The sequence below is a fragment of the Synechococcus sp. SYN20 genome, assembly GCF_014279555.1.
In the GTDB taxonomy this organism is placed as follows: Bacteria; Cyanobacteriota; Cyanobacteriia; order PCC-6307; family Cyanobiaceae; genus Synechococcus_C.
Window position 1 is genome coordinate 2,546,708 of the sequence record NZ_CP047959.1, and the last position, 26,338, is coordinate 2,573,045.

21 protein-coding genes and 1 pseudogene are annotated in these 26,338 nt (G+C 56.9%); 11 read left to right on the forward strand and 11 right to left on the reverse strand.

The window, feature by feature from the left end:
- The 3 genes from secE to gloA all read right to left on the reverse strand — a co-directional run bounded on the left by secE (position 1) and on the right by gloA (position 3,598).
- Entirely contained in the window at positions 1–240 is a 240-nt protein-coding gene (gene secE / locus SynSYN20_RS13475) for a preprotein translocase subunit SecE (protein WP_048347450.1), read from the reverse strand.
- An 82-nt stretch (positions 241–322) separates the two neighbouring features.
- Positions 323–3,181, reverse strand: coding sequence for an ATP-dependent Clp protease ATP-binding subunit (locus SynSYN20_RS13480; RefSeq protein WP_186524082.1), 2,859 nt, complete (start codon positions 3,179–3,181; stop codon positions 323–325).
- A gap of 15 nt (positions 3,182–3,196) precedes the next feature.
- Entirely contained in the window at positions 3,197–3,598 is a 402-nt protein-coding gene (gene gloA, locus SynSYN20_RS13485) for a lactoylglutathione lyase (RefSeq protein WP_186525666.1), read from the reverse strand.
- 99 nt (positions 3,599–3,697) lie between these two features.
- Between gloA and eno the strand changes: the two genes are divergently transcribed.
- Both eno and SynSYN20_RS13495 read left to right on the forward strand, forming a co-directional pair.
- Complete coding sequence (gene eno / locus SynSYN20_RS13490) at positions 3,698–4,990, forward strand: phosphopyruvate hydratase (protein WP_186525667.1); 1,293 nt, start codon at positions 3,698–3,700, stop codon at positions 4,988–4,990.
- Positions 4,990–5,673: a hypothetical protein gene (locus SynSYN20_RS13495; RefSeq protein ID WP_186524083.1), complete on the forward strand. Its 684-nt coding sequence runs from the start codon at positions 4,990–4,992 to the stop codon at positions 5,671–5,673. Before eno ends, SynSYN20_RS13495 begins: the two co-directional genes overlap by 1 nt.
- A 47-nt stretch (positions 5,674–5,720) precedes the next feature.
- On the opposite strand, the gene SynSYN20_RS13500 is transcribed toward SynSYN20_RS13495, so the two are convergent.
- Genes SynSYN20_RS13500 through argJ form a run of 4 tightly spaced genes read right to left on the reverse strand, consistent with a single transcriptional unit; the run spans position 5,721 to position 9,732 of the window.
- Complete coding sequence (locus tag SynSYN20_RS13500) at positions 5,721–7,409, reverse strand: AarF/ABC1/UbiB kinase family protein (RefSeq protein ID WP_186524084.1); 1,689 nt, start codon at positions 7,407–7,409, stop codon at positions 5,721–5,723.
- Positions 7,406–7,723, reverse strand: a complete 318-nt coding sequence (locus SynSYN20_RS13505; RefSeq protein ID WP_186524085.1) for a hypothetical protein — start codon at positions 7,721–7,723, stop codon at positions 7,406–7,408. Before SynSYN20_RS13505 ends, SynSYN20_RS13500 begins: the two co-directional genes overlap by 4 nt.
- Positions 7,724–7,782: 59 nt before the next feature.
- Positions 7,783–8,451: a hypothetical protein gene (locus SynSYN20_RS13510; RefSeq protein ID WP_186524086.1), complete on the reverse strand. Its 669-nt coding sequence runs from the start codon at positions 8,449–8,451 to the stop codon at positions 7,783–7,785.
- A 45-nt stretch (positions 8,452–8,496) separates the two neighbouring features.
- A complete protein-coding gene (argJ, locus tag SynSYN20_RS13515; protein WP_186524087.1) occupies positions 8,497–9,732 on the reverse strand; it encodes a bifunctional glutamate N-acetyltransferase/amino-acid acetyltransferase ArgJ in 1,236 nt (411 codons plus the stop codon).
- A 121-nt stretch (positions 9,733–9,853) separates the two neighbouring features.
- On the opposite strand from argJ, the gene coaE reads away from it, so the two are divergent.
- The gene (gene coaE, locus SynSYN20_RS13520; RefSeq protein WP_255476284.1) at positions 9,854–10,471 is read left to right on the forward strand and encodes a dephospho-CoA kinase; all 618 of its coding nucleotides are present in this window, start codon (positions 9,854–9,856) and stop codon (positions 10,469–10,471) included.
- A 201-nt stretch (positions 10,472–10,672) separates the two neighbouring features.
- Positions 10,673–11,281 carry a hypothetical protein gene (locus SynSYN20_RS13525; RefSeq protein ID WP_255476285.1) on the forward strand — a complete coding sequence of 203 codons (609 nt, stop codon included), beginning with the start codon at positions 10,673–10,675 and terminating at the stop codon, positions 11,279–11,281.
- Here the strand turns inward: SynSYN20_RS13525 and gatB are convergent.
- The gene (gene gatB, locus SynSYN20_RS13530; protein ID WP_186524089.1) at positions 11,271–12,755 is read right to left on the reverse strand and encodes an Asp-tRNA(Asn)/Glu-tRNA(Gln) amidotransferase subunit GatB; all 1,485 of its coding nucleotides are present in this window, start codon (positions 12,753–12,755) and stop codon (positions 11,271–11,273) included. The genes SynSYN20_RS13525 and gatB overlap by 11 nt on opposite strands.
- A gap of 99 nt (positions 12,756–12,854) precedes the next feature.
- Between gatB and thiO the strand changes: the two genes are divergently transcribed.
- Positions 12,855–13,955: a glycine oxidase ThiO gene (gene thiO, locus SynSYN20_RS13535; RefSeq protein WP_186525668.1), complete on the forward strand. Its 1,101-nt coding sequence runs from the start codon at positions 12,855–12,857 to the stop codon at positions 13,953–13,955.
- 72 nt (positions 13,956–14,027) lie between these two features.
- On the opposite strand, the gene ndk is transcribed toward thiO, so the two are convergent.
- The gene (gene ndk, locus SynSYN20_RS13540) at positions 14,028–14,486 is read right to left on the reverse strand and encodes a nucleoside-diphosphate kinase (RefSeq protein WP_186524090.1); all 459 of its coding nucleotides are present in this window, start codon (positions 14,484–14,486) and stop codon (positions 14,028–14,030) included.
- Between the two features lie 113 nt (positions 14,487–14,599).
- On the opposite strand from ndk, the gene speA reads away from it, so the two are divergent.
- Together speA and SynSYN20_RS13550 are read left to right on the forward strand one after the other, a co-directional pair.
- Entirely contained in the window at positions 14,600–16,534 is a 1,935-nt protein-coding gene (speA, locus tag SynSYN20_RS13545; RefSeq protein ID WP_186524091.1) for a biosynthetic arginine decarboxylase, read from the forward strand.
- 163 nt (positions 16,535–16,697) lie between these two features.
- Positions 16,698–17,360, forward strand: coding sequence for a Coq4 family protein (locus SynSYN20_RS13550; RefSeq protein ID WP_186524092.1), 663 nt, complete (start codon positions 16,698–16,700; stop codon positions 17,358–17,360).
- Positions 17,361–17,433: 73 nt separating this feature from the next.
- Here SynSYN20_RS13550 and SynSYN20_RS13555 read toward each other — a convergent pair.
- Positions 17,434–17,826: pseudogene (locus tag SynSYN20_RS13555) on the reverse strand (DHHA1 domain-containing protein); the annotation flags it as partial.
- Between the two features lie 156 nt (positions 17,827–17,982).
- Between SynSYN20_RS13555 and SynSYN20_RS13560 the strand changes: the two are divergent.
- A complete protein-coding gene (locus SynSYN20_RS13560; protein ID WP_186524093.1) occupies positions 17,983–18,876 on the forward strand; it encodes a methylglyoxal synthase in 894 nt (297 codons plus the stop codon).
- 247 nt (positions 18,877–19,123) lie between these two features.
- Here the strand turns inward: SynSYN20_RS13560 and alaS are convergent, their stop codons facing one another.
- The gene (gene alaS / locus SynSYN20_RS13565; protein ID WP_186525669.1) at positions 19,124–21,811 is read right to left on the reverse strand and encodes an alanine--tRNA ligase; all 2,688 of its coding nucleotides are present in this window, start codon (positions 21,809–21,811) and stop codon (positions 19,124–19,126) included.
- A gap of 34 nt (positions 21,812–21,845) precedes the next feature.
- Between alaS and SynSYN20_RS13570 the strand changes: the two genes are divergently transcribed.
- From SynSYN20_RS13570 to SynSYN20_RS13580, 3 genes are read left to right on the forward strand one after another with little or no spacing between them, the layout of a single operon-like run.
- Positions 21,846–22,262, forward strand: a complete 417-nt coding sequence (locus SynSYN20_RS13570) for a hypothetical protein (RefSeq protein WP_186525670.1) — start codon at positions 21,846–21,848, stop codon at positions 22,260–22,262.
- Positions 22,259–25,453, forward strand: coding sequence for a DEAD/DEAH box helicase (locus tag SynSYN20_RS13575; RefSeq protein ID WP_186524094.1), 3,195 nt, complete (start codon positions 22,259–22,261; stop codon positions 25,451–25,453). The genes SynSYN20_RS13570 and SynSYN20_RS13575 overlap by 4 nt, the downstream gene beginning before the upstream one ends.
- Positions 25,450–26,337 (forward strand): SWIM zinc finger family protein, encoded by an 888-nt coding sequence (locus SynSYN20_RS13580; RefSeq protein WP_186524095.1) that lies wholly within the window; start codon positions 25,450–25,452, stop codon positions 26,335–26,337. The genes SynSYN20_RS13575 and SynSYN20_RS13580 overlap by 4 nt, the downstream gene beginning before the upstream one ends.
- The last annotated feature ends 1 nt before the right edge of the window (position 26,338 follow it).

Below are 26,338 nucleotides of genomic sequence, written 5' to 3' on the forward strand. Positions count from 1 at the left end.
TCAACGGAACACCTGAGAAGCGGCCCAACCGTAGAAACGGCTGAGGGCTGAGATAGCCGCGGCCGAAAGGCTCACCATCAAGATCACAGCCACTGATTCACTGAATAGCTGCTGACGGCTGGGCCAGACCACCAACTTCAGCTCTTCAAAAGTGGCAGCTAAAAAACCACCCCTTCGGCCTGTTTCAGCCGGTGTTTGCGGGGAAGCTGTTTCGGTGTCCTCGGAAGTAGGGCTGGTCACGAATCTTGCGATGCCGGAACTGACGCCGGTGCCTTGGGCACGTGACGGCAAACAAGCATCCTACTGGACGCTTAACAAGCATTTATTCAGCTTCGAATCGAAACGCTTCCGTCGAGGTGTCTCCGGAGTAGACCCGAACCGCCTGAGCCCCGTTGAATCGCTCTTCAAGCAATTCGGTCGCCAGCGGATTTTCGATGCGACGGCGCAGCACTCGACGCAATGGCCTGGCCCCATATTCCGGCTCATAGCCCAGGGTCGCCAATTCATGCGCCACCGCATCATCCACCCGCAGTTCAAGTCCTTGTTCGGCCAGCAAGCTGGCTAGATCGGCGAGCTGCAAACGCACAATCCGTTCCAGGTCTTCCACTCCAAGCGGACGGAAGCGAATCACTTCATCGATCCGATTCAAAAACTCTGGTCTGAAATGGTGAGCCAATGCACTCTCCACTGCGGCGTCTAGCGCCTGAGCTGCTCCGGACGCATCCCCCGATTGGGCTTGCCTGGCCGAATCGAGAATGGCCCTGCTGGCCAAATTGCTGGTCATCACCACCACGGTGTGGCGGAAGTCAACGGTGCGGCCCTGCGAGTCGGTGAGCCGTCCATCGTCAAGCACTTGCAGCAGCACGTTGAACACATCCGGATGGGCTTTCTCCACTTCATCCAGCAGCAACAGCGCGTAGGGACGCCGGCGCACAGCCTCGGTGAGCTGGCCGCCCTCCTCGTAGCCCACATACCCCGGAGGAGCACCAAGCAAGCGAGCCACGGCATTGCGCTCCATGAACTCACTCATATCGAGGCGAATGAGGGCCTCCTCCTCATCGAACAACAGAGCTCCAAGCGCTTTCGCGAGCTCCGTCTTGCCCACTCCTGTCGGTCCTAAAAACAAGAATGAGCCCACCGGACGGCGTGGATCTTTCATGCCAGCACGGGCACGACGAATAGCCGCTGCAACAGCCTGCACCGCCTCCGGCTGGCCAATCACCCGTTCAGCCAGACGCTGCTCAAGTTCCAACAGCTTTTGACGCTCACCAGCGAGAAGACGCTGGATCGGAATCCCAGTCCAACGCGCCACAACATCAGCAATATCAGCCGCCTCCACCTGTTCTCGCAACAGGGCAGACCCTTCCTCTTGTGCCTCATTCAGCGACTGTTCAAGATCGGCGCGGCGTTGCTGGACACGATGCAATTGGTCGTACTGAAGACGGGCAGCCTCCTCCAAATTTCCATCTCGTTCTGCTTCGGCCATGGCATGGCGGAGGTCTTCATCGTCCTGGAGCAACTGACGCAACTCCTCCAGCTGCTCTCGTTCCGCCTGCCAACGCTCCCGGAGCTGACTCAGTCGATCAGACGCCTCAAGACGATTGCGCTGAAGCTGAACCCGCTCCCCTTCTGGTGCCTGCTCTGCAGCAAGAACCGCCAACTCCACTCGGCGTAGCTCAGCCTCTGCATCCTCCACCACCTGGGGCTTGGAGGTCACATCCATTTTCAACTGAGCGGCAGCTTCATCGATCAAATCGATCGCCTTATCCGGCAAACAGCGGTCACTGATGTAGCGATCCGCCAACCGGGCTGCCGCCAGCACCGCCTCATCGGTGATGGTCACCCCGTGATGCAACTCGTAGCGCTCCTTCAAGCCCCGGAGGATGTCCACGCTGAGTTCGATCGATGGCTCCTGAATCGGCACCTTCTGAAAACGCCTGTTCAAAGCCGGATCCTTTTCCACGGTGCGGCGATAGTCCTCTGGAGTGGTGGCGGCGATACAACGCAACTCCCCGCGCGCCAGGGCTGGCTTCAACAAACTGGCCGCATCCGCACTAGATCGATCGCTGTTCACCACGGTGTGGAGTTCATCAATAAAAAGCACAACGGCCGCTTCCGGATCGCTCACCTCATCAAGAACAGCCCGAAGACGTTCCTCGAACTGACCGCGAAACTTGGCTCCGGCGATCAAGGCACCTCCATCCAGGGCAACGAGCCGCAAGCCCTGCAGTGATTCAGGGACCTCACCAGCAACGATCCGTTGCGCCAGGAGCTCTGCCACCGCGGTTTTACCGACGCCAGGCGCACCAATCAGCACAGGGTTGTTTTTGCCGCGTCGCGACAGCACCTTGATCAAGCTGCGAATCTCGCCATCCCTGCCGATCACGGGATCAAGCAGTCCAGCGGCCGCAGCTGCGGTGAGGTCGCGGCCGTAGCTCTCCAGTGCAGTCGGCTCGCTGATCAGCTCATCAGACCGATCGATTCCATCGCCCTGGGGCGTAGGCGATGCAGACGTTTGCCCTTGCTGTAATTGAGTTAAAGGCTGTCTCGCTGAAGGCTGTTGTGTTGAAGGCTGTTGAACTGGCGGCATCTGCGCAGAAGGCATCTGCGCTGCGGACCTTTGCGCTGGGGGCATGGACGCAGTGGAGGCTGACGCTGTCGGAGGACGAGATCTTGAGGGAGGAGGCGCGACAACGCTTGAAGCTGACCGATCGGGAGCACGGGTTAGTTCTGCTTCAAGGCGATCGGCGGGCAGTCCAAATTGAGCAAATAACTCTGCACCCACGCGATGGTCTCGGCCCATCGCAATCAAGAGATGGGAGACATCGATCAAACGGGAGCCCCAGAGCGAGCGCACCCGATCGGCCTCTTCCAGCAAGGATTCGAGATCCTCTCCCACGAACAGATCTTCGCCCCGAGCCATAGGCTGTTCAGCCAGAAAGCCCTCGAGTCGATCGAGCAGTCGGTCTATCGGGAGAGGCAAGACCCCAGCAACCCGGCGATAGCGCTCATCGCTGAAGAACACCTGCAGAAGATGCTCAACATCCAGATCCTCGTGACGCCAACGACGGGCCACATCCTGCCCAGACAGCAACAACTCCCAAGCATCGTCACTAAAACGATCAGGCTCTGACGTCAGGCTGTTCGGAGGCTCAATGCTGGTGCGAGAGGTGGAAGTCATTGGGTTGGGGCGTGATTAGGCCGCGTCTGATCGGGAGGACAGCTGAATGAGTTCCACCTTGTAGCCATCTGGATCGTCTACGAAAGCAATCACGGTGTTGCCATGTTTCATCGGACCAGGCTCACGGACAACTCGACCTCCTTTTTCTGCAATGGCAGTGCAAGCCGAATAAATATCATCGAGACCAAGAGCGATGTGGCCATAGCCATCACCAAGGGCGTATTGCTCTGTATCCCAGTTGTGGGTCAGCTCAAGAACGGTGTTGTCACGCTCATCCCCATATCCCACAAATGCAAGCGTGAAACGACCGGATGGATAGTCCTTACGACGCAGCAATTGCATCCCCAAGACCTCGGTGTAAAAGCGGATTGATCGCTCCAAATCGCCCACTCTGAGCATGGTGTGAAGCATGCGCATGCTGATGATTCCGCCTGTTCTGTCCACATGCTGCCAAAACGCAAAGAGACACGGCAGCGGGCGTTCCATAGGATCTATTCAGTCTTGTCTCCACCACCCGTGCTCGATTCCCTCGATCTCGTCATCGACACCATCGTGGCCAGGGAGGTCTTGGATTCCCGTGGAAACCCCACGGTGGAAGCAGAAGTCTTGCTGGAAGGCGGTGCCAGTGGCCGCGCCATTGTCCCCAGTGGAGCTAGTACCGGCGCCCATGAAGCCCATGAGCTAAGGGACGGTGGAGACCGCTATATGGGGAAAGGCGTCACCAAAGCGGTGGATCACATCGAAGATCGGATTGCTCCGGCGCTCTGTGGCCTATCGGCTCTCGATCAGGGCAGCGTGGACGCAGCCATGATTGAACTCGACGGCAGCGACAACAAATCCGGCCTGGGCGCCAATGCCATTCTCGCGGTGAGCATGGCAACGGCTCGCGCCGCGGCCAACGGCTTAGGCCTGCCTCTCTATCGCTATCTCGGAGGCCCGATGGCAACGCTGCTGCCGGTGCCTTTGATGAATGTGATCAATGGAGGCGCGCATGCCGCCAACAACTTGGATTTCCAAGAATTCATGCTCGTTCCGCACGGCGCTCCCAATTTCAGAGAGGCCCTGCGGATGGGCACGGAGGTGTTCCACACCCTGAAGAACTTGCTAAGTGAGCGAGGCATGAGCACCTCGGTGGGTGATGAGGGCGGCTTTGCTCCTGATCTCGGCAATGAGGAAGCAGGAGAAGTTCTGGTCCAGGCCATCCAGAAAGCTGGTTACAAGCCAGGTGAGCAAATTTCGCTTGCGCTCGACGTCGCGAGCACCGAGTTTTACAGCGATGGCCGCTACGCCTTTAGTGGTGGCAGTTATTCCAGTGCCGAGATGGTGGACCAGCTGGAACAACTCGTGAATCGTTTCCCGATCATTTCGATCGAGGATGGCCTCGCGGAAGACGACTGGGACGGTTGGGCGCTACTGACCGAGCGCCTTGGCAAGCGCGTTCAACTCGTTGGAGATGACCTGTTTGTCACTAATACCAAACGCCTGCAACGTGGCATCGATGCCAATACCGCCAATTCGATCCTGATCAAAGTCAATCAAATCGGCTCACTAACCGAAACGCTTCAAGCCATCGACCTAGCCGGTCGGTCTGGTTACACCAGCGTGATTAGCCACCGCAGCGGCGAAACAGAAGACACAACCATTGCTGATTTAGCAGTCGCCACGCGCGCAGGCCAGATCAAAACTGGTTCACTGAGCCGCAGTGAGCGCGTCGCCAAATACAACCAGCTGCTGCGAATTGAGGACGAGCTTGGCAATCAAGCTGTGTATGCCGGCGCAACAGGCCAAGGGCCACGAGGTCGCGACTGATGCCTGCTCCTTTATTGCGGCATCGCTTTTCCATCAACCGATCAGTTTTTGGAAAACCACTGCTTGCGATATTGATCCCCATCACCTTGCAATTTCCAGCTTGGGCCTCTACCGAAGTTTCCGAGGACGTGCACGAGAAATGCCTTAAAGCAGCGGATTATCTGGGTTGCGTTGAGGCTCAAACGGACGGGATTTCTCCAATTACATCATCAAAAAATGTTGACAGGTTTGGGCTTCCAACACCTAGCGGAGCCGTTGCCCATATCCGAAGAGATGGAACGATCAGCTATTTCTTCCCTGATTCAGTCGTCGCAGTAAAAAACAAAAACAAGTATGGACGTTATTTATCATGGCAATACACCTATCACTACAACGATCCGGGAGTACGCAGTTACTGGAAGCCAGGGATTTATCGATGCACTGGACAAGGACGACTCAGGCGATGCATCCAGACGCCATCTGTATTTATGAGAGGCCGTCCCTCTGGACCACGCAGCAATAACTGGAGAGTATTAGGAGATTGCATTGACTACACCGCTAAGTGGGAGAAAGACGGCGAGCCATGGAAATCAGTGAAGGGAGGGCGCAATTTCGAATCAGAAAAGGCTGAAGAGGCGCTAGAAATCCTTAATAGTTATTGTCCAAAAATAAATCAATTAAAGCAATCTCCAAGAGCAATCTAATCTTACTGGTTCACCACAAACAAATTACTTTTAACAACTAGCCCTATTCAGGACGAACGCTCAGTTCCCGACAAAGTCTCAATCCGTCCATCCCGGCGCAATCTCACTTGCAGCCTCAACCAACCCATCCCCACAGGTACAGCTGCTCCTAAGGGAAGCAAAGCCCAAAGGGGCCTAGAACTAGCACCCATCAAAGCGGCCGCTACGGCAAGGCCGCCAAGCAAAACCGATTGACCGATCGAATGCTGAGCCGTGACCATTCTCCGGAACTGACGGTCTGATTCACCCATGCGGATCTGGAGTTGCAGATCCCCTTGCTCCAGGCGCTCTAGGCTTTCATCCAACCGACGAGGAAGGCCAACAGCCCTTGAACTAATGGCACCAACCTGACGGCCAAATTCATTCAAAAGGTCATTGGAGCCAGATCCACTGGAAGTCATGAGCGGCAGCAGATAGGGCTTAGCAATCGCTACAAGACTAAAGCCGGAATCAAGACTTTTGCCGACCCCTTCGAAGGTGGAAAGGGCACGCATCACAAAGATCAGCTCCACAGGCAGGCGAAACGGCTGCCCATACACCAGTTCGTAAAGGTCTCCCGAGAGTTTTTCAATCACGGAGCTACTGAATGGCGGCGTGAGTGCCTCCTTCAGCATCAGACGCACCAAGCGGCGCACCGGCCCCACATCAACACCAGTGGCGATCACTCCAGCCGCTTGCATTTCATCGACAAGGGACGCGGCATCTCTTGCAGCGGCAGCTCTCACCATCCCCCCCAAACGCCTGCGTAGACGCTCGGACAGTTGGCCCATCATCCCGAAGTCGTAATAAATGAGCGCTCCATCAGCCGCAACCGCCAAATTCCCTGGATGCGGATCGGCATGGAAAAACCCGAATCGCACGAGCTGCTGCAGATAACTAGCTGAGCCGATCTCCGCAACTTTAGAGGGATCAATCCCAGCGTCTAAAAGAGCCGCACGATCGTTGATTTTGATCCCTGGCAAGTAGTCAAGACAGAGCACTCGCCTTGTACTGAGTTCCCAGACCACCCCAGGCACTCGGATGTTCGGATCATCGAGAAACTGCTGTCGAAACCGTGCGGCGTGCTGAGCTTCAAGACGAAAATCAAGCTCTCGGAGCAACACACGCCTGCACTCCTGCGCCATCGCCACCCAGTCGCGCCCACGTCCCCATTTGGGATGACGCTGCAGCACAGCGGCAACCTGCTGCATCACCTCTAGATCCAGCCGAAACACGCTCTCCAATCCAGGGCGCTGAATCTTCAGCACCACCTGGCGACCACTGCGAAGACTCGCCCGATGCACCTGGGCCAAAGACGCCGCCGCGATGGGCTGCACATCTAAATCAATGATTTCTGCGCAGCGAGCACCAAGCTCGTCCTCAAGAACGGACTGGGCACGGTCAAAGGAAAAGGAGGGAACACGGTCCTGCAGTGCCGCTAATTGAGAGACCCAACCAGCTGGCAAGACATCAGGCCGAGCCGACAGCAATTGACCGAGCTTGATAAATGCCGATCCCAGGTGAAGAAGCTCCTGCGTCAGCCAGCGAGCACGCAACTGCTGGCGGGCTTCACGCCGCTCTGGAGTTGGACCGCCCGGATAGCTGAAGTCTCTGCCATCCCACCACAAAAACAACAGCAGGGTGAAAACAGCACGCCAAATACGTAGTCCGCGGAAGGCCCTACGCAACAGGGCCTTCAAGCGAGTGAACAAGATCACGATCGCTCCTCCATGCGCATCCCGAGTTCAGCGACCCGGGCTCGCAATTGATCAATCTTGGTTTGCAAACTCTCCTCTTCCACGGATGAAGCAGGCGAGGACTCCGCATTCACGCCACGTCCAGCCCCTTCGCGATCAAGCCTCTCTGCTTCAGCTTTCACTTCTTCCTGAAACAAATCCCATTCCTGGCGAACGCGATCGGGAGCATCTTGCACAATCACCGCCAATCCAGCCGCGGCATCGGCCATGCCATGACCCATCCGAGCGAGCACACGATGCATCGCCGCTCTAAGCAGAGCATCTCGGGAGGTCATGGCCATTCATCTCAACACTGGAACTGTGGCAGATTCAGCCCCCGATCAGCGACATGCGATCAAGGATCTGTAGGCGCCTCGATCGGGGTGAAGAACAGATCTGATGCCGCCGGTGCGTCTTCAATAACGAAGGAATCGATCACCACTGGAGCTTCCAGCTCTACCGCGGGGGTCGGCTGAGCCAACTCAAGGGACTCGGTCGGCCATGCGTTTGGCGCATCCAAAGGAAGCTCTGAATCCAGCAACTCAGTGGGGGCATCTGCCTCCAACAGAGTCGTTTCGTTCAGGGTTGGGGTGTCTTCAAGAGGACTGGGCGTGTTCAATACGGCTTGCTGACTGCGATCAGGCTCCATTGCTGCCGCAGCAATGCGCTCGGCTTCCTCTTTCGCTTTGCGCTGCTCCAATTCCTTAGCGAGCTTGGCTTTTTTCAGCGCATTCGCCTGATTGGATGCCTTCGCATCGATTAATTCTTTGGCCGCGACATCAGCCTCAAGCGTCCCGGTCTCTCCATGACGAAGCCGCAGCGCCTCAAGGCTTTCCCCTGGAAATGCACGCGCTTTAAAAGACTGAGGCTCAGCTTGCTCCAAACCAGATCGGATCAAAACAACGCGCTGTGTAATGCCGTAACCAAGCGCGAAGCACGCCCCTGCAACCAAAGGGCCGGCCCAAAAGCGCGGACGGGCCGGACGCTTGGGCTTCGGCTTAGGGGCATTGGTCTCAGCGGGCATCAAGGTCCTCCTCAGCGCAACCATCTTTGCAGCGATGTCCAGGCCTCAGGTGGTGTAATCGGCATTAATGCGAACGTACTGATCGGAAAGATCGCATCCCCAGGCGATTGCCTGACCTGCACCATCACCAAGAGACAGGCGAATCTGCACCGTGTCATCCACGAGATAGCCACCACAAGCGCGTTCACTGAGATAGGCCGCCGCTGTAGCCCGATCGAATGGCAACGGCTGTCCCTCTGACATCAGCTGGTGAGGGCCAATCCAAAGAGCCACCGCACCGGCGTCAAACGCAACACCCGCACGACCAGCAGCAGCCACAATCCTCCCCCAGTTCGGATCCCTTCCATGAACGGCCGTCTTGACCAACGACGAGCCACAAATGGTGCGCGCAATCTGTCGCGCCTCCGTCTCTGAGTCGGTGCCCTCCACCTGCACTTCCATCAAGCAGGTAGCGCCCTCGCCATCCCGAGCAATCGAGCGAGCCAGATGCTGGGCCACCAAGGTCAACCCCTCCTCCAATGCCTCGAGCTGATCCGTTGGCAGCGAATCTCCTGCCGCGAAGGCCAGGAACGTGTCATTGGTGCTGGTGTCACCATCCACAGTGATGGCGTTAAACGAACGATTCACCGCCCTGCAAACCATGTCTTGCCACAGGTCACAGGGCACAGCGACATCACAACTGAGATAGCCAAGCATCGTGGCCATGTTGGGGTGAATCATCCCGGACCCCTTCGCCATCCCACCGATCCGCACCCGGCGCCCGCCCAACACAGCCTCCAAGGCGATCTGCTTCTCCACCAGATCCGTCGTCAGAATGGCCTGAGCCGCTGCCGCACCACCATCAGGGGCTAAGGAGCTCACCAAGGAATCCACCGCGGCAAGAAGGGGATCGATCACGATCGGTACACCGATCACCCCGGTCGAGCAAATCAAGACCTCGTCCTGAGATAAGCCCAGACGATTTGCAACCGCTTCTGTAATCAGAAGGCTGTCGGCAAGACCCCGATCACCGGTACAGGCATTGGCCTGCCCGGAATTGGTCACCACGGCTCGCACGCGACCGGACGTCACTTGCAGACGATCCGCACAAAGATCCACGCAGGCGGCGCGGACAACGGATGTGGTGAAGGTGCCAGCACAGACCGCATCCTCTGGTGCCAGCAAAAGGGAGAGGTCAGGTTTTCCAGATAGCTTGAGACCTGCGCTTAAGCCCGCCGCCTTGAAGCCGGAGGGAGCAGTGATTCCTCCGGAGATTGGAGACCAGATCACAGATTCCGTCATTGATCAGGGTGCAAGACCAACCGAGCAGCTCTTTCTATGCTTTTTACGACGGCATCGCCCAGCTCCTACAAAAACGGCGAAGCCATAATTTCTTGAGATGTAGCCATTTCCATTGGGTGGAGTGAAGCGCTGGGAAGGACGACAACGGCGAATCGGCCTAACGGGTGGGATTGCCAGTGGCAAAAGCAGCGTGGGCCGTTTTCTAGAGCAAAAGGGCATTCCCGTTCTGGATGCAGATCTGTATGCCCTTGAAGCTTTGGCTCCGGGCACTCCGGCGACTCGTGAGGTGCTGGAGCGCTACGGTTTGAAAGTACAGAGCGAGCTCAGTGAAGGCCTGGACCGTGCGGCCCTCGGTTCCATCGTGTTCAACGATCCACAAGAACGGACTTGGCTGGAAGCTCAACTCCACCCGTTAGTGCGCCAACGTTTCGACCAAGAGCTCCAGACGCATTTTGGCGAGAGAGTTGTGGCCTTGATGATTCCTCTGCTGTTTGAAGCTGGGTTGGAGAGTCTTTGTTCGGAGGTCTGGGTGGTGTACTGCTCGCCAACCCAGCAAAGACGACGACTAATCACCCGTAATCAGCTCACTCCGAAGGAAGCCGAACAACGCATCGGAGCCCAATGGCCTATGGATCGCAAGACTGAACTTGCAGACTTTGTGATTCAAAACGAGGGGTTTCCGCTGGACTGGACGACACAGGTCCGAGAACTCCTCAGTGCAACTCCGCCACTTGATTGATCAGATCCGTTCAACGAAAACCAAATTCCAATCAATGACCGAATCGGCGGCGAACGCCAGGCAACAGGAGGCGCAGAGATCAAGCCGACCTATCGGCAGAGCATGAACATCACGAGTGACTCCTCAGTCGGACCCTGTCACATCAGACGCCTTGACCAATCGACAAAAAGCTCACTACGTTTCAAGGCCTTAATGCACTAGATGGCCATGAAACGGTTGGCTTGCTCACTGGGATGGACAACGCTGCTAGTGCTCACCGCGCAGTCTGCACAGAGCGACCCTGTCGAATATCAATGTTTTGAGAAGAGCACGCGACGTCCGGTCGCGGCAAGCCTTGTCGACCTCAGCACGCCTGAGGTGAGCTGCGAGCCCACCACACTGAAAAACCCAAGCCTTGCAACCCCGGAGCAAAAGAGCAGCGCTAAGCAGGACCTGCCTGCTGCAGATCCAGAACTCAGCACGGGCCCCAGCCCCTACGCCGACATCACACTCGACCCGGAGTCCGTGAATCTTTTTGTCCGCAACAATCCTCTTTCTGCAAGACGTGCTCTGAATCTGGCCCGCGGGGCCGCAACTCGGCGTAACGGCGGCCTAAGGGTCTACCGCCCGGGAACCTGCATGTATGGAAGTGCCACTAATAATCCTTGCCTGGTCCATGCAGGCCCAGAAGGATTTGAATTCAACATTCCTGGCGGTACACCCGGCTGGGAGCAGGCGGGAGAGGCTCCATCAGTAACAACGCGGGTGCTGGTTGCAGTTGATGGCCGCGCCTTACTGCAGAGAGAACAATCAGAATCAATCAACCCTTGAGTTTCTGGCTAAGGATCTGGTTGGCAAGCTTCGGATCAGCCTTGCCGCCGGTTTTCTTCATCAGCTGACCAACAAAGAAGCCTTGCAGTTTGTTCTTTCCGCCCCGGAAGGCTTCCACCTCATCGGGGTGGGCAGCAAGAAGCTCTTCCACGATCGCGGTAATCGCCGCGGGATCACTAATCATTCCCAGTCCACGTTCCTCCACAATCGCCTTGGGGGAACCTCCATTCTCAAGAAGTTCGGGGAGAATCTCCTTGGCGATCTTGCCGCTGATCTTGCCGCCATCGATCAGCTTGATCATCTCTGCAAGCTGTTCAGGACGGAAAGCCAATTCAACGAAATTCAGGCGATTGCTATTCACATAGGCAGCAATGTCACCGGTAATCCAATTCGCCGACAGCTTGGGGTCCGCTCCCCCTGCCACCACGGTTTCGAAATACTGCGCCATCGAACGTTCGTCGGTCAGCACACGCGCGTCGTACTGAGATAGCCCAAGGGCATCGGCATAACGATGCCGCTTGGCCGATGGAAGCTCAGGAAGTTCACTCCTCCAGGCTTCACGTTGATCCGCACTCACCTCAATTGGACCAAGATCCGGATCGGGGAAATAGCGGTAGTCGCTTGCTCCCTCCTTGCTGCGCATGCTCTTGGTGAGCTGTTTGCTCTCATCCCAAAGGCGCGTTTCCTGAACGATCGGTTCACCACCCTCGTAGGCCTTGATCTGACGCTGAATCTCGTATTCGCAAGCCTTCTGGATGGCCGAAAACGAGTTCATGTTTTTGATCTCCACCTTCGTGCCAAAGGGTGCATCAGGGCCCCGACGCACGGAGATATTGACGTCGCAGCGCAGGGAGCCCTCCTGCATATTTCCATCACTTACTCCGATGTAGCGCATGATCCTGCGGATCTCAGATGCGTATTCCGCAGCTTCCCGCCCGTTGCGCAAATCGGGCTTACTCACGATCTCGGCGAGGGCTACACCCGCTCGGTTGTAGTCGACCAGCGAATGCGTAGAGCCCGCCAGGCGATCGCTTCCAGCATGAACCAACTTGCCGGCATCTTCCTCCATGTGCAGGCGCTCGATTCCAATCTTTTTCAGGTAGGTGTCTTTGCCTTTCTCTGCAACTTCCACCTCAATCCAACCCTCTTCTGCAATCGGCTGATCGAATTGAGTGATTTGATAATTCTTAGGAAGGTCTGGATAGAAATATTGCTTGCGATCAAATTTGCTGTGCTCAGCGATGTTCAAGTTCAGTCCCATCGAGGCCTTAACGGCGTACTCGAGCACTTTTCGATTCAAAACCGGAAGCGTGCCTGGGAGGCCACACACCACGGGATCGATATGGGTGTTGGGGTCATCCCCGTAAGTCGTGGAAGCGGACGTGAAAATCTTGCTGTTGGTGCCCAACTGCACATGGGTCTCAAGACCGATCACGGCCTCCCAAGGCAAAAGGGTTGCTGCAGGTGCCGCCATCAGCTTTGAACGTCGTTAAACCGTCTCAATTCTATGGAAGAGAAGGAAGACGCCATCCTGTTACAAGAGTTTCAGCGTGGTGGAGCTGCGGAATCAACCATGAGCAACCAGCAAGTGGTGATCCTTGGCGGCGGACTAATGGGCCTCGCCATTGCCCATCAGCTCGCCCGGCGTGGCCGTGCCGTTACTGTCTTGAGCCGTCGACGCAGCGAAGCCGCAGGTTTTGTCGCAGCTGGCATGCTGGCCCCCCATGCCGAAGGATTAAGTGGCAACCTCCTGACGCTCGGCCAGCTGAGCCTGGAACGCATTCCCCGCTGGGTGGCACAGATTGAAGCTGATAGTGGGCTTCCCTGCGGCCTACGTGCCACTGGGATTGTTGTGCCCTTCCAAGATGCAAACGAGCGGGATCGCTATCCAACGGCCGCCTTTGGCGAAGCCCTCAACAGACAACGCCTCGAACAGCTGCTACCAGGCATCGCACCGACCTGGCAGGCCGGCCTGCTGTTTGACCAGGACGGGCAAATCGACAATCGCCGCCAACTCATGCGCGCCTTGGAGAGTGCCTGTGTGGACCGGGGCGTGCATTTTCAGGAAGGGGTTGAAGTTCTCAACCTTTTTAAGGAAAACGGTCGCCTCAATGGCATTCGAACCCGTGATTCAGAAGGCCAGCTCTCGACTTTGAGCTGCGCAACGGCCGTTCTCTGCAGCGGAGCATGGAGTGCCCAGCTCCTTCCTGAATTGCCTGTTTTTCCAGTGAAGGGGCAGATGGTGTCACTGCAGACCCCAAGAGGCGCCCTCAGACATGTGATTTTCGGTCCTGGCACCTACCTGGTCCCTCGAGAGGATGGTCTTGTGGTCGCAGGAGCGACTTCAGAGCCAGAAGCTGGCTTCAATGAAGGGTTAACGCCCCAAGGGCAACAACGTCTCAACAAAGGAATCGCAGCACTGCTTCCAGATGCAGTGAACTGGCCACCCATGGAGCGTTGGTGGGGATTTCGTCCCTGCACTCCAGACGAGGGCCCACTGCTGGGGCAAGGCCCAATCACTGGGCTTTGGCTGGCCTGCGGCCATCACCGTAATGGCGTGTTGCTAGCCGCAATCACAGCAGAGTTGTTGGCTGACGACATTACCGGTAATGCCACAACTACTGAAGCCATGAGCCTGCTCAGCGCCTTCCGATGGAGCCGATTCAGTAACTGAATCGCTAAAAAAAGCCCTCGAGGATGCATCCCGAGGGCAAGCAGGCAAGAAACCTATGGGAACGAAGAACGATCAGCCCTCGACGCGCCAGCTTTGATCGGACGGAGTCCAATCGCTCAGCTCAGAGGGCTGGAACCAAAGCCCAATTTCGAATGCAGCCGTTTCCGGTGCATCAGAGCCGTGGATCACGTTGCGACCGATGTTGACTGCCAAATCGCCACGGATCGTTCCAGGCTCTGCTTCCAGAGGCTTGGTGGCACCAATCATTTTGCGAGCGCTAGTGATCACACCATCGCCCTCCCAGACCATGGCCACTACTGGACCTGAGGTAATGAAGTCGACCAAACCAGAAAAGAAGGGGCGCTCTTTGTGCACTCCGTAGTGCTGTTCAGCCAGCTCACGGCTTGGGGTGAGCTGCTTCAGGCCCACCAACTTGAAGCCCTTGCGCTCAAAGCGACCCAGGATCTCGCCTACAAGACCGCGTTGAACGCCGTCGGGCTTGATAGCGATAAAAGAGCGTTCGGCAGCCATAACGTTGAAAAAACCGTCGTCATCGTCAACGCCAGATGCCCTAATTGGCAAGCACCGGTGTGGCAATGGGGGTGAAGCTCCTTAGATTCCCCCCATCTGATTGATGTCCGTTCATGGTGCTCTCCGACTCCATCACCTGGACGGGGAGCGATAGCGCCCAGCTTTATGGGCTGGAACGCTGGGGTGATCCTTACTTCTCCATCAACCCACGCGGGCATGTGAGCGTGCAACCACGAGGAGACCGTGGCGGAAGTCTTGACCTGATGGAACTGGTGGCTGGCCTGCAGGACCGCAGCCTTGGACTGCCTCTACTGATCCGCTTCGACGACATCCTCGAAGACAGGCTGGAACGCCTGCACGCTGCATTTGAACGGGCGATTACCCGCTACGACTACGAGGGGCGCTACCAAGGCGTCTTCCCCGTGAAGTGCAATCAACAGCGTCACGTTGTGGAGGAGCTTGTGACCTGCGGGAGACGCTGGCATTTCGGCTTAGAGGCGGGAAGCAAAGCCGAACTCCTGATCGCTCTCTCTTTGATGGATGACCCTGAAGCCCTGCTGATCTGCAACGGCTACAAAGATCAGCGCTACATCGAAACCGCAATTTTGGCCAGACGGCTTGGCCGAAGGCCAGTTGTGGTGATCGAACAACCGGATGAAGTGCAGCGCATCATCGATGCCAGCCAGGAGCTTGGAGCCGCACCGCTGATCGGCATTCGCGCTCGGCTCTCCAGCAGAAGCACAGGACGTTGGGGTAGCTCCGTTGGCGATAAAGCGAAATTTGGGCTACCCGCTCCCGACATCATCGGAGCAGTTGAAGCCCTACGGGACGCCAACCTGCTCAGCGAGCTGCGCCTCCTTCATTTCCATGTAGGCAGCCAAATCAACGACATTGCCGTTGTGAAAGATGCCTTACAGGAGGCTTCACGTTTGTATGTGGAACTACACGCCCTTGGAGCCCCGATGGGCTATTTGGATGTAGGTGGCGGTCTCGGAATCGACTACGACGGCAGTCGCACCGCTACAGCAGCCTCTACTAATTACTCCCTGCAGAACTACGCCAACGACGTTGTTGCAACAGTGAAGGAAGGCTGTGAACCCAACAAGGTACCCGTACCAACACTCGTCAGCGAAAGCGGTCGAGCGATTGCAAGTCACTTCTCAGTGCTGGTGTTCAACGTTCTCGGTAGTGGTGGCCTCCAGCAACCTGCACCGCCGGTTGAACAGGATGAACCACTGATCGTTCGCAATCTGCGCGAAACCTTTCAAGGCATTGAAGCCTTACCCATCGACACTCCTGCAGATCCATCACGCCTGCAAGAAGCCTGGAACGATGCCCTCAAGTTCAAAGAAGACGCCTTAGCAGCATTCCGGCTCGGCTATCTGAGCTTGAAAGAGCGGAGCATGGCGGAACAACTCACCTGGGCATGTGCCAGGGCCTTGCTCGATCGTCTACACGATGTAGCGAAACTGCCCGACGACCTCAAAACACTGCCTGCTGTCTTGGCAGAGACCTACTACGCCAATCTTTCGATCTTCCGCTCAGCTCCAGACACCTGGGCCATCCAGCAACTCTTCCCATTGATGCCGCTGCATCGTCTCAACGAAAAGCCCACACGTCTCGGTCATTTCGCCGATTTAACCTGCGACTCCGACGGCAAACTAAATCGTTTTATCAACGATGGACAAAACAAGCCTCTACTCGAACTCCATCAGCTGAAACCGAACGAGCCTTACTTGATCGGCATGTTTTTAGGTGGCGCCTACCAAGAGGTAATGGGCAATCTGCACAACTTGTTCGGAAGCACTGATGCTGCTCACATCCGCCTAGCTCCAGGAGGCGAGTACCAAGTGGATCATGTTGTGCGGGGAGACACCAACGCTGACGTCCTGGAAATGATGGAACATGACCCAGATCAACTCCTAGAACGTTTGCGGATGGCCAGTGAGAAAGCAATCAGCAGCGGTCAATTGCGTATCAACGAAGCACGGCGGCTGATGGATCACTTGGAAAGCAGTTTACGACAGAGCACTTACTTGCAAAGTTGAATTAATGCACGAACGATACAGAAATTTGCTCTCGCTAATACTTTTTGCTTCTATTTAGAGGGCTAAATGCAACTGACAGGGCAAAACAACTCTCAACCATGATGGCAATGTTTAGGGGCACACACACGCTTCGTATTCATAATGACGCAACCGCACTTTTGCAATGCAGCTCAAATTGCACGAACGTCTTCAGAATTTGAAGATGGTGACCAGCCTGGCTACTTTCCTAAAAGATCCAGGCTCCCTTAACAGCATCTTTGCCGTCTCGAACAGCATCAAAGACGGACCACTGGGTGAACAAACCGTGCGCCACCTTCTCTCGAACAGTCAGTTCAAAGCCCTCGTCGATGAAGGCTGGAGACCGGATCCCATTGACCTACAAAAACTGCAAACGCTGCCTGAGGGAAGCCTTGGACGTTGCTATGCCAATCAGCTGATCAGCCTTGGAATCACTCCCGACACCCTGATCGATCCCTCGCCTGTAACCAACGCAAACGAGTTCGTGATTCACCGGCTCAAAGAAACGCACGACATCGTGCATGTGCTCACAGGGTTTGGCATTGATGGCATCAGCGAGATCGGTCTTCAGGGATTCAACCTCGCTCAAAACCGCTCCCCTCTTGCCGTCATGCTGATTTTTGGATCCATGCTCAGCAGCCTGCAAAACGACGAGCCACTCGAACCCCTGCTGCGCGCGCTGGCCCATGGCTTCCAGATGGGTCTTGATGCAGAGCTGGTTGTGAGCCGAAAACTCGAAGAAGGATGGGATCGTCCACTCAAAGATTGGCGCAAAGACTTAAAGCTGCCCTTAGAGACTGAGGCTTAAACGCATTCAACAAGCGCAATCAACAGGCCCTCTCCGACTTGCACTGTTGATTGCGAAAGCTTCCTAACAGTCATCATCCCAACTTCTGATTTAAGTCCGCGCTAGCCCCCTCCAACGCAGCATCTAGAGCCGCCCCATCGAGTCCACCCGCCTGTGCCAGGTTCGGACGGCCACCGCCGCCGCCACCGCAAAGCTTGGCGATCGAGCCGATGAACTTGCCCGCCTGCTGACCTTGAGCGATCACAGCCTTGCCGAAAGCTGCCACCAAAATCACCTTCCCTTGATCGCTCGGATCAGGCAAACCTCCCAACACAACAGCCGTGGAATCGCCCAACTGATCCAGCAACCCCAAAGCGGCGCCTTGCAATCCATCACCACCTACACCATCAAGGCGGGCCACCAAGAGCTGATACTCACCAACCGCTATGGCCTGGGTTGTCGAGACCGCTGACTTGGCCACCGCCAGTCAGGTCAGCCGAGGTCAACGCAGCCAAAGGACAACTCCACGAGAGCTCGTTCAGTCAACTTGCTGTGAACCGAAGCCCCTTTCGAGAGTAACGACACCAATGACACTGCTAATTGGCGGAAAGACTCTTAGAGGCAGATCAATTCCCTATCGCTCATGGATCGCAACGTCCTAGTCGAGGCCCTACAGCGCGAAGGCAATCTGAAGTATTCCTTCAATGCCGATGAGATTGCAAGCCTCACCAAACATATGTCGATCGAGGTCATTGATGAACAAAGCACCTTAATGAGCAAGGGCGAACCCTCAGACAGCATGGTGTTCGTTGTGGACGGGCTGCTGCAGGTCCTTGACGGCGAAAAACAGATCGCACTCGAGAAACCAAGAGCCATCCTCGGAGAAAGTCTCTTTTCAGACGAAGCAACTCGCGTGGCAGACGTTCAAGCCATGGAACCAACGACAGTTGGAAGATTTTCACTGCACGACTTCAAAAGCTTTCTCGACAAAATCCAAAGCCTTGCCCTGAAGTACCGAGAATATTTCAGGGCAATTGGGCGAGCGAGAAATGAGCAACTGGTTGCTGAGAATTACAGCGACAACTGCAAATATCTAGCCCTAATTGCTCAGAACAACATGAAGGCAATCTTGATGGAATTTTGCAGCATGCACTCCAAAAAGCTAGAAACACTCCCCTTGATTGCCACAGGAACCACCGGCAGCATGCTGTACGCAAAGACAAGGCTTTCACTGAGAAAAAAAGTGGCCTCAGGCCCACTGGGTGGCGATCAAGCCGTTGGAACGCTCATTTCAACCAAAAACATCTGTGGCGTTATCTTCTTCAGAGACCCGCTGTCCTCTCATCCCCACCATGCTGACATTGAGGCCCTGGGACGCCTCTGCGATGTTTATCAGATTCCGTTTGCCACCAATCCTCAGAGCAGCGAAGCCATTCTTGACTATCTCCTCTCAGGCAAATCGAATCAAGAGATAATTCCTAATCATGTCCTTGAAGCTTATGTCCAAGGGCAGAAGAAGGTTGTCGAAGCAGGGTGAGTCAACACTCCTAATTATGATTATTCATACACATCGGGAACCGAACAGGTCCCATCCAACTGAAATCACACATTGAATGGATTGACCCTTGACTAGAAAGGGCCCGTACTAATAACTGTTTTACGCATCATATTGGACCACCCGAACAGAGACTTGAGACAGGCTCAATAAAGCTCCCAAAGCTGCAGCTATTCATTAACGCAGCTCTTTTCTTTGAGCTCTGCCAATGCATAACGGCAAACAATGTTCAAACGGATCGAAGCGTTTCCGCCAGTTCGGTTTGCGCCGCCTCAAGAGCATCGGCCAGGGCCGCGCCATCCCTACCACCGGCCTGAGCCAGGTTCGGACGACCTCCACCACCGCCGCCACAGCGCTTAGCGATGCCGCCAATGAACTTGCCGGCCTGGAGATTGGCGGCGATCACCTCCTTGCCGAAGGCCGCCACCAGGATCACCTTGCCCTGATCGGCTGGATCCGGCAGTCCACCGATCACCACCGCAGCGCCATCCCCCAACTGATCAGCAAGGCTCTGCGCCGCCCCCTGAAGACCAGCACCATCCACACCATCGAGGCATTCCACCAGCAGCTGAAAGTCGCCCACCGCAACTGCCTTAGACGCCAATGCTGCTGACTTGGCCACCGCCAGTTCGGCCTGCGCCGCGGCCAGAGCCTTGCCTGTGGCCTTCAGCTCGTCTTGCAGGCCCGTCACACGGTCCACGATCTCCGCAGGCTGAGCCTTGAAGCGCTCACCGAGATGCTTCACCACAGCGTCACGCTCATTGAGATAAGGCAGCACAGAAGCACCAGCCACCGCTTCAATCCTGCGAATCCCAGCCGCAACACCACTCTCACTCACGATCTTGAACAACCCAATCTCTGCGGTATTGCACACATGGGTGCCACCACAAAGCTCCATCGACACGCCGGGAACGTCCACCACGCGGACCACATCGGAATACTTCTCGCCGAACATGGCGACGGCACCAGCAGCCTTCGCCTCATCAATCTCCATCTCCTCCACGACCAGACCATGGGCCTCGGCGATCCAGCCATTGATCAAGGCTTCGATCTGCTCAAGCTCGGCAGGCTTCACGGCTCGAGGACAGTGGAAGTCGAAGCGCAGCCGCTCGAAATTAACTAGTGAGCCAGCCTGGCCGATGCCTGCATCCACTATCTGTTTCAGCGCTGCTTGGAGCAAGTGGGTCGCTGTGTGATTTGCTTGAGCGCGACGGCGACAGGCACGGTCTACCTGACCATGCACCACATCACCAACGCCCAAGCGGCCACGCTGAACCGTGCCGCTGTGGACGAACACTCCGCGGTTGCGGCTAACGCCCTCAATCACAACGATCAATCCGTTGCCATCCGGCCCATCACCCACCAGAAGGCCGCGATCACCCACTTGACCACCGCCCTCGCCATAAAAAGATGTGCAGTCCAGCAGCACCTGCACCGCATCTCCATCCGAGGCAGAGGCAGCCGCTTCACCGTTAACCAATAACGCCTGCACGGTGCTGCTACTCGACATTGAGAGTTCATATCCCTCAAACGTCGTGGCGTTGAGATCTGCCGCCACTTGATCGATCGCATCTTGCAGCGTGAGATCAATACTGACTGCCGCGGCCTTGGCCCGCTGACGCTGCTGCTCCATCGCCTGCTCGAATCCGGCCAGGTCCACATCCAGGCCCTGCTCTTCGGCAATTTCCTGGGTGAGCTCCAGGGGGAAGCCGAAGGTGTCATAGAGCTCAAAGGCTTGGGATCCACTGATCTGTTTGGGCTTGCTCTCGAGAACATCTGCCAGCAGCTTCTCTCCACGCTCCAAGGTTTCCAAGAAGCGCGACTCCTCCCTCTGAAGCTCAGCCAAGATCACCTCTTGCCTCTCGAGCACCGACGGATGGGCATCCTGGAGGAGCGCGATCGAAGCCTGGCCCATCGTGACAAGGAAAGGCTTGTGAATGCCCAATAAACGGCCGTGCCGCACCACCCGGCGCAACAGACGGCGCAAGATGTATCCCCGCCCCAAATTGCTTGCCGTAACGCCATCACAAATCAGCTGCGTCACAGCACGGCTGTGATCACCAATCACCTTGAGAGACGTTTGCTTCGCATCGTCGAGCTGGTGGTAGTCAATCCCAGCAAGATCAGCCGCTGCTTGAATCAGCGGAAAAATCAGGTCTGTTTCATAGTTATTAGGAACCTTCTGCAGGATCTGAGCCATCCGCTCCAGGCCCAGACCGGTATCGATGTTCCGATTCGCGAGCGGCGTAAGGGTGCCCTCAGCATCGCGGTTGTATTGCATGAACACCAAGTTATAAAACTCGATGAAGCGGTCATCGTCTTCGAGATCGATGCCTTCATCACCGAGTTCGGGCTTGAAGTCGTAATAAATCTCCGAACAGGGGCCACAGGGCCCGGTCGGCCCAGACGCCCAAAAGTTGTCCGCTTCGTCCATGCGGATGATCCGCTTGGGGTTGACCCCCACCACATCGCGCCACATCTGTTCCGCCTCATCGTCTTCTCGGAAGACGCTCACCACCAGATGCTTGGGGTCGATACCAAAGACATCCGTACTCAGCTCCCAGGCCCACTCAATCGCCTGCTGCTTGAAGTAATCGCCGAAGGAAAAGTTGCCGAGCATCTCAAAAAACGTGTGATGCCTCGCCGTACGTCCCACGTTCTCGATGTCGTTGGTGCGAATGCACTTTTGACTACTTGTGGCCCTCGGCGCTGGCCGCTTCTGCTGCCCGAGGAAGACCGGCTTAAACGGCAACATCCCCGCAATGGTGAGCAACACCGTGGGATCCTCTGGAATCAGGGAGGCGCTTGCCATCACCTTGTGGCCCCGCTCCTCATAGAAGCTCAGGAATGCCGCCCGAATCTCCGCACCGGTGCGGGGGGTGGCAGCAGCGGATCGCGACGAACGTGCAACAGCCATGGCGGATTCCGCGTCAACAACAGATGGAACGGCCATGATCGCCCCTGAGCCGCCGCGCCCCGTCGTCGCACCGTCTCCTGCCACCGACAGCCGCGATCGCCTGCGCCGCCTCTCCATCGGCTGGGCCAGTCTTGCTGGCCTAACAGCAGGCCTTTGCAGCCTCCCCTTTGGCCTTGAAATGGCGGTCCGCTCCTGTGGCTGCGGATTGTTTTATGGCCTTCTGGCCTTCCATCTGGAGCGGGTGGACTCCAACGACTCCCACCTACGCGCTGGCCTCGTGGGAGCAGTCTGTGGGTTACGAAGCCTGGGAATGTCGTTACCTTCCCCCTTGGCAGGGGCCGATGCCCTGGCAATATTGGTATTGGATCTCCTCATTGGGTGGTTGCCGTTGATCGGCAGTGCACTCGTGCTTTACGGAACCCAACGCATGTTTTCTGCGTCGCGGCCATGAGCCTGCTGCACGCCACCTGGCTTCCGGCCATTCGTACTCCGACCAGCTCTGGACGAGCTGCCCTGTTGGTGTGGGCTGACACCTGGCGCGTTGCCGAACCCGCAGGCCCAAGTACAACCCCTGCCCTTCACCCCTTCACTCTCAGCCCAGATGATCTCAGGGCCTTGCTGACGGAACGGGATCTCTTGCCCGACGGCATTATTGACGCCACGGCATGCCTCACCCTGCCGAGCCGCAGCGTGAAGCCCCGAAAGAAACGCGGCACGGCAACCAGCAGCACTGAAGAACCGGGCTGGACAGGCCTTCCCTTGCAAGCTGGAGAACCGATCCCCAAACAAACGGAGTGGTGGCCTTGGCAGGTTCAGGGCCTCGCCATTGAACCGATGGCAGCTACCGCCTGGCTCTCCAAACTTCCTCTTTCAGGACGACATCCTGAGTTAGCTGATGAGTTGCGCTGGTGGAGTCACATGCAGCGATGGTCCCTCAGCCTCGTTGCACGAAGTCGCTGGCTCCCGCAAGTGGAGCTGAGCAAGGGCGAGGGCTATCCCCATCGCGCCCGCTGGGTACCGCTCCTGAATCGGGAAGAAGACCGGCGCCGTCTTGAGGACCTGGCCTCAGGGCTTCCTCTCGTTGCCACCTGTGCCCTGCCTTGGCGAGAACCCACCGGAAAACGCAGCAACCGGATCACCAGGCTCAGACCAGAAGCCATGCGCGCCGCGAATCCAGTGGCTTGCTGCCGGCCTCGCAGCGGACGACTACGGGTCGCCACGCTGTTGGCCGACCTGATGGATGCGCAACTGCGCAAAGGCTTCACCCCTAACCATGAAGGCTTGGATCCCCTGCTACGCGCCTGGGAGGAGGCCTTGAGCTCGGACTCAGGTGAGCTTCAACTCAGCGATGAAGAAACCGAACGCCTAGCCACGGCCAGTCATCACTGGCGTGAAGGGGTTGCTGGAAATGTGGCAGCTGCTCGAGCCTGCTTGGAACTCGCAACACCAGCAGACGATGAGGACCTTTGGCCACTGCGCTTCTTTCTGCAAGCGGAGGCAGATCCAACCCTCAAGCTGCCCGCGGGAGCGGCCTGGGCTGCAGGCCCCAGCGGCCTCCAACTTGGGGAAATCAAAGTGGATCAACCCAGCGAGGTCTTGCTCGAGGGCATGGGTCGAGCCCTGACCGTGTTCCAGCCGATCGAACGCGGGCTAGACAGCGCCACACCCGAGAGCATGCAGCTCACACCAGCTGAAGCCTTTGTTTTGGTGCGCACAGCAGCCCGACAACTGCGGGATGTGGGAGTAGGCGTTGACCTCCCACCAAGCCTTTCTGGAGGGTTGGCCAGCCGGCTTGGCCTCGCCATCAAGGCAGAGCTCTCCGAGCGCTCGCGAGGCTTCACGCTGGGTGAAAACCTCGACTGGAGCTGGGAGCTGATGATCGGCGGGGTGACGCTGACCTTGCGAGAACTTGAGCGATTGGCTGGAAAGCGCAGCCCTCTGGTGCGTCACAAAGGCGCTTGGATCGAACTACGCCCCAATGACCTCAAAAATGCCGAGCGCTTTTGCGCCGCCAATCCAGACCTGAGCCTCGACGACGCGCTGCGACTGACCGCCACCGAAGGCGACACGATGATGCGTCTACCCGTGCATCAATTTGATGCCGGTCCGCGGCTGCAAGCCGTGCTGGAGCAGTACCACCAGCAGAAAGCACCAGACCCTCTCCCCGCCCCCGAAGGATTTTCGGGTCAACTCAGGCCCTATCAAGAGCGAGGACTCGGCTGGCTTGCCTTCCTGCATCGCTTCGACCAAGGCGCCTGCTTGGCCGATGACATGGGCCTCGGCAAAACGATCCAGCTGCTGGCCTTTCTGCAACACCTCAAGGCAGAAAACGAACTCAAGCGCTCGGTGCTTTTAATTGCACCCACATCCGTGCTCACCAACTGGAAGCGGGAGGCAACAGCGTTCACACCTGAGCTCAATGTGCATGAGCACTACGGTCCAAAACGCCCCAGCACCCCAGCAGCACTGAAGAAAGCGCTGAAGGATGTGGATCTCGTGCTCACCAGCTACGGCCTGTTGCAACGCGACAGTGAACTGCTCGAAAGTCACGATTGGCAAGGTCTCGTGATCGATGAAGCGCAGGCGATTAAAAACCCCTCCGCGAAACAAAGCCAAGCCGTCCGTGACCTGGCCCGCCCCAAAAAGAACAGCCGTTTTCGCATCGCACTCACTGGCACACCGGTTGAAAACCGCGTCAGCGAGCTCTGGGCCCTGATGGACTTCCTCAATCCACGAGTTCTGGGAGAGGAAGAATTTTTCCGGCATCGCTATCGCATGCCAATTGAGCGTTATGGAGACCTGTCATCCCTTCGCGACCTCAAAGCCAGGGTGGGACCGTTCATCCTCAGACGGCTGAAAACCGACAAATCGATCATCTCGGATCTGCCCGAAAAAGTGGAATTGAGCGAATGGGTGGGTCTGAGTAAAGAGCAGAAGTCCTTGTATGCCAAAACCGTTGAAGACACCTTGGATGCCATTGCCCGCGCTCCGCATGGCAAACGTCATGGTCAGGTGTTGGGTCTGCTCACCAAGCTCAAGCAGATCTGCAACCACCCTGCCCTTGCCCTCAAGGAGCAGGGTGCAAGCGAGGATTTCCTCAAGCGGTCCGTGAAGCTGCAGCGTCTCGAAGAAATTCTCGACGAGGTGGTTGAAGCTGGGGATCGAGCCTTGCTGTTCACCCAGTTCGCGGAATGGGGCAAGTTGCTCCAGGATTATTTGCAACGTCGCTGGCGCAGTGAAGTTCCCTTCCTCAGCGGCAGCACCAGCAAAAGTGAACGGCAAGCCATGGTTGATCGCTTCCAGGAGGATCCGCGCGGGCCTCAGCTTTTTCTCTTGTCACTCAAAGCTGGTGGAGTCGGCCTCAACCTCACGCGCGCCAGCCATGTCTTTCACATCGACCGTTGGTGGAATCCCGCCGTTGAGAATCAAGCCACGGACCGCGCTTATCGCATCGGCCAAACGAACCGGGTGATGGTGCATAAGTTCATCACCAGCGGCTCCGTTGAGGAGAAAATTGATCGCATGATCCGCGAGAAGTCCAGACTGGCTGAAGACATCATTGGCTCCGGCGAAGACTGGCTAGGAGGCCTCGAGATGGGACAGCTCAAAGAACTCGTAAGCCTCGAGGACAACCAAGCATGAGCATCACCCCACCAGGCGGCATCAACACCTCGATCAGTGACGACGGTCTGTCCCAACAACCCTGGTGGGTTGAGCAGTGGATGGAGCTCATCAATTCCTACCGTTTTAAAAAGCGCTTGGAGCGGGCCTGGGCCTACGCACGAGAAGGGCATGTGACCTCGATTCGCTTTGAAGGCAGGCGGGTGCATGCCCGCGTCCAAGGCACAGATGAAGAGCCCTACAAGGTGAAGCTCTGGCTCGACGTTTTGAAAGATGAGGACTGGCGCTACGTGCTCGAAGCGCTCACGATGAAGGCCCGCTGGTCCGCTCAACTCTTGGCCGGGATCATGCCAGCCGACATCGAACGGGCCTTCGCTGCCAGTGGTCGGCGCCTGTTCCCGTTCAAGCTTCAAGAGGTGAGGAGCGAATGCAGCTGTCCAGATAAAGCCAACCCTTGTAAGCACATCAGCGCCGTTTACTTCTTGATGGGAGAACGGTTCAGTGAAGATCCGTTTGTGCTGTTTCAGCTGCGCGGTCGCACGCGAGCCAAGTTGCTGGAAGACCTGGCGGCGTATCGCCTACAAGCCATTGCGGAGAGCGCAAACCAGAACGGCAACGCAGAAGCGCTTGCGATTGACGCCAGCAGCAGCGAACTCAATCCTCCCCATCCCGCAGTTCTCGATCCAACGCTTTGGTGGCGTTATGACGCTGGACTCGACGGAGACCTGGTGGTGATCACCCCAGCGATGGAAGGGGACACGGGACTGGACGCTGCAGGCGAACTGCCTCTCGCTGAAGAGCCCCGCTTTCCGGAGGCCAAGCCCCGGTTCTTGCAGCACCTCCGCGACCAGGGACAAGCCATGGCGCAACAGGCGATGTTGGAGGCGATGGCAGCGGGGAATTAAG

Excerpts from the sequence above, each read along its gene's own strand:
- ndk (WP_186524090.1), bottom strand. The coding sequence starts at position 14,486 with ATGGCTGCCGAACGCTCTTTTATCGCTATCAAGCCCGACGGCGTTCAA.
- SynSYN20_RS13550 (WP_186524092.1), top strand. The coding sequence starts at position 16,698 with ATGCAGCTCAAATTGCACGAACGTCTTCAGAATTTGAAGATGGTGACC.
- SynSYN20_RS13480 (WP_186524082.1), bottom strand. The coding sequence starts at position 3,181 with ATGACTTCCACCTCTCGCACCAGCATTGAGCCTCCGAACAGCCTGACG.
- SynSYN20_RS13495 (WP_186524083.1), top strand. The coding sequence starts at position 4,990 with ATGCCTGCTCCTTTATTGCGGCATCGCTTTTCCATCAACCGATCAGTT.
- argJ (WP_186524087.1), bottom strand. The coding sequence starts at position 9,732 with ATGACGGAATCTGTGATCTGGTCTCCAATCTCCGGAGGAATCACTGCT.
- SynSYN20_RS13580 (WP_186524095.1), top strand. The coding sequence starts at position 25,450 with ATGAGCATCACCCCACCAGGCGGCATCAACACCTCGATCAGTGACGAC.
- gatB (WP_186524089.1), bottom strand. The coding sequence starts at position 12,755 with ATGGCGGCACCTGCAGCAACCCTTTTGCCTTGGGAGGCCGTGATCGGT.
- SynSYN20_RS13510 (WP_186524086.1), bottom strand. The coding sequence starts at position 8,451 with ATGCCCGCTGAGACCAATGCCCCTAAGCCGAAGCCCAAGCGTCCGGCC.
- alaS (WP_186525669.1), bottom strand. The coding sequence starts at position 21,811 with ATGGCTGTTGCACGTTCGTCGCGATCCGCTGCTGCCACCCCCCGCACC.
- gloA (WP_186525666.1), bottom strand. The coding sequence starts at position 3,598 with ATGCGCATGCTTCACACCATGCTCAGAGTGGGCGATTTGGAGCGATCA.
- SynSYN20_RS13570 (WP_186525670.1), top strand. The coding sequence starts at position 21,846 with ATGATCGCCCCTGAGCCGCCGCGCCCCGTCGTCGCACCGTCTCCTGCC.
- SynSYN20_RS13575 (WP_186524094.1), top strand. The coding sequence starts at position 22,259 with ATGAGCCTGCTGCACGCCACCTGGCTTCCGGCCATTCGTACTCCGACC.
- thiO (WP_186525668.1), top strand. The coding sequence starts at position 12,855 with ATGAGCAACCAGCAAGTGGTGATCCTTGGCGGCGGACTAATGGGCCTC.
- SynSYN20_RS13525 (WP_255476285.1), top strand. The coding sequence starts at position 10,673 with ATGGCCATGAAACGGTTGGCTTGCTCACTGGGATGGACAACGCTGCTA.
- SynSYN20_RS13505 (WP_186524085.1), bottom strand. The coding sequence starts at position 7,723 with ATGACCTCCCGAGATGCTCTGCTTAGAGCGGCGATGCATCGTGTGCTC.
- speA (WP_186524091.1), top strand. The coding sequence starts at position 14,600 with ATGGTGCTCTCCGACTCCATCACCTGGACGGGGAGCGATAGCGCCCAG.
- SynSYN20_RS13560 (WP_186524093.1), top strand. The coding sequence starts at position 17,983 with ATGGATCGCAACGTCCTAGTCGAGGCCCTACAGCGCGAAGGCAATCTG.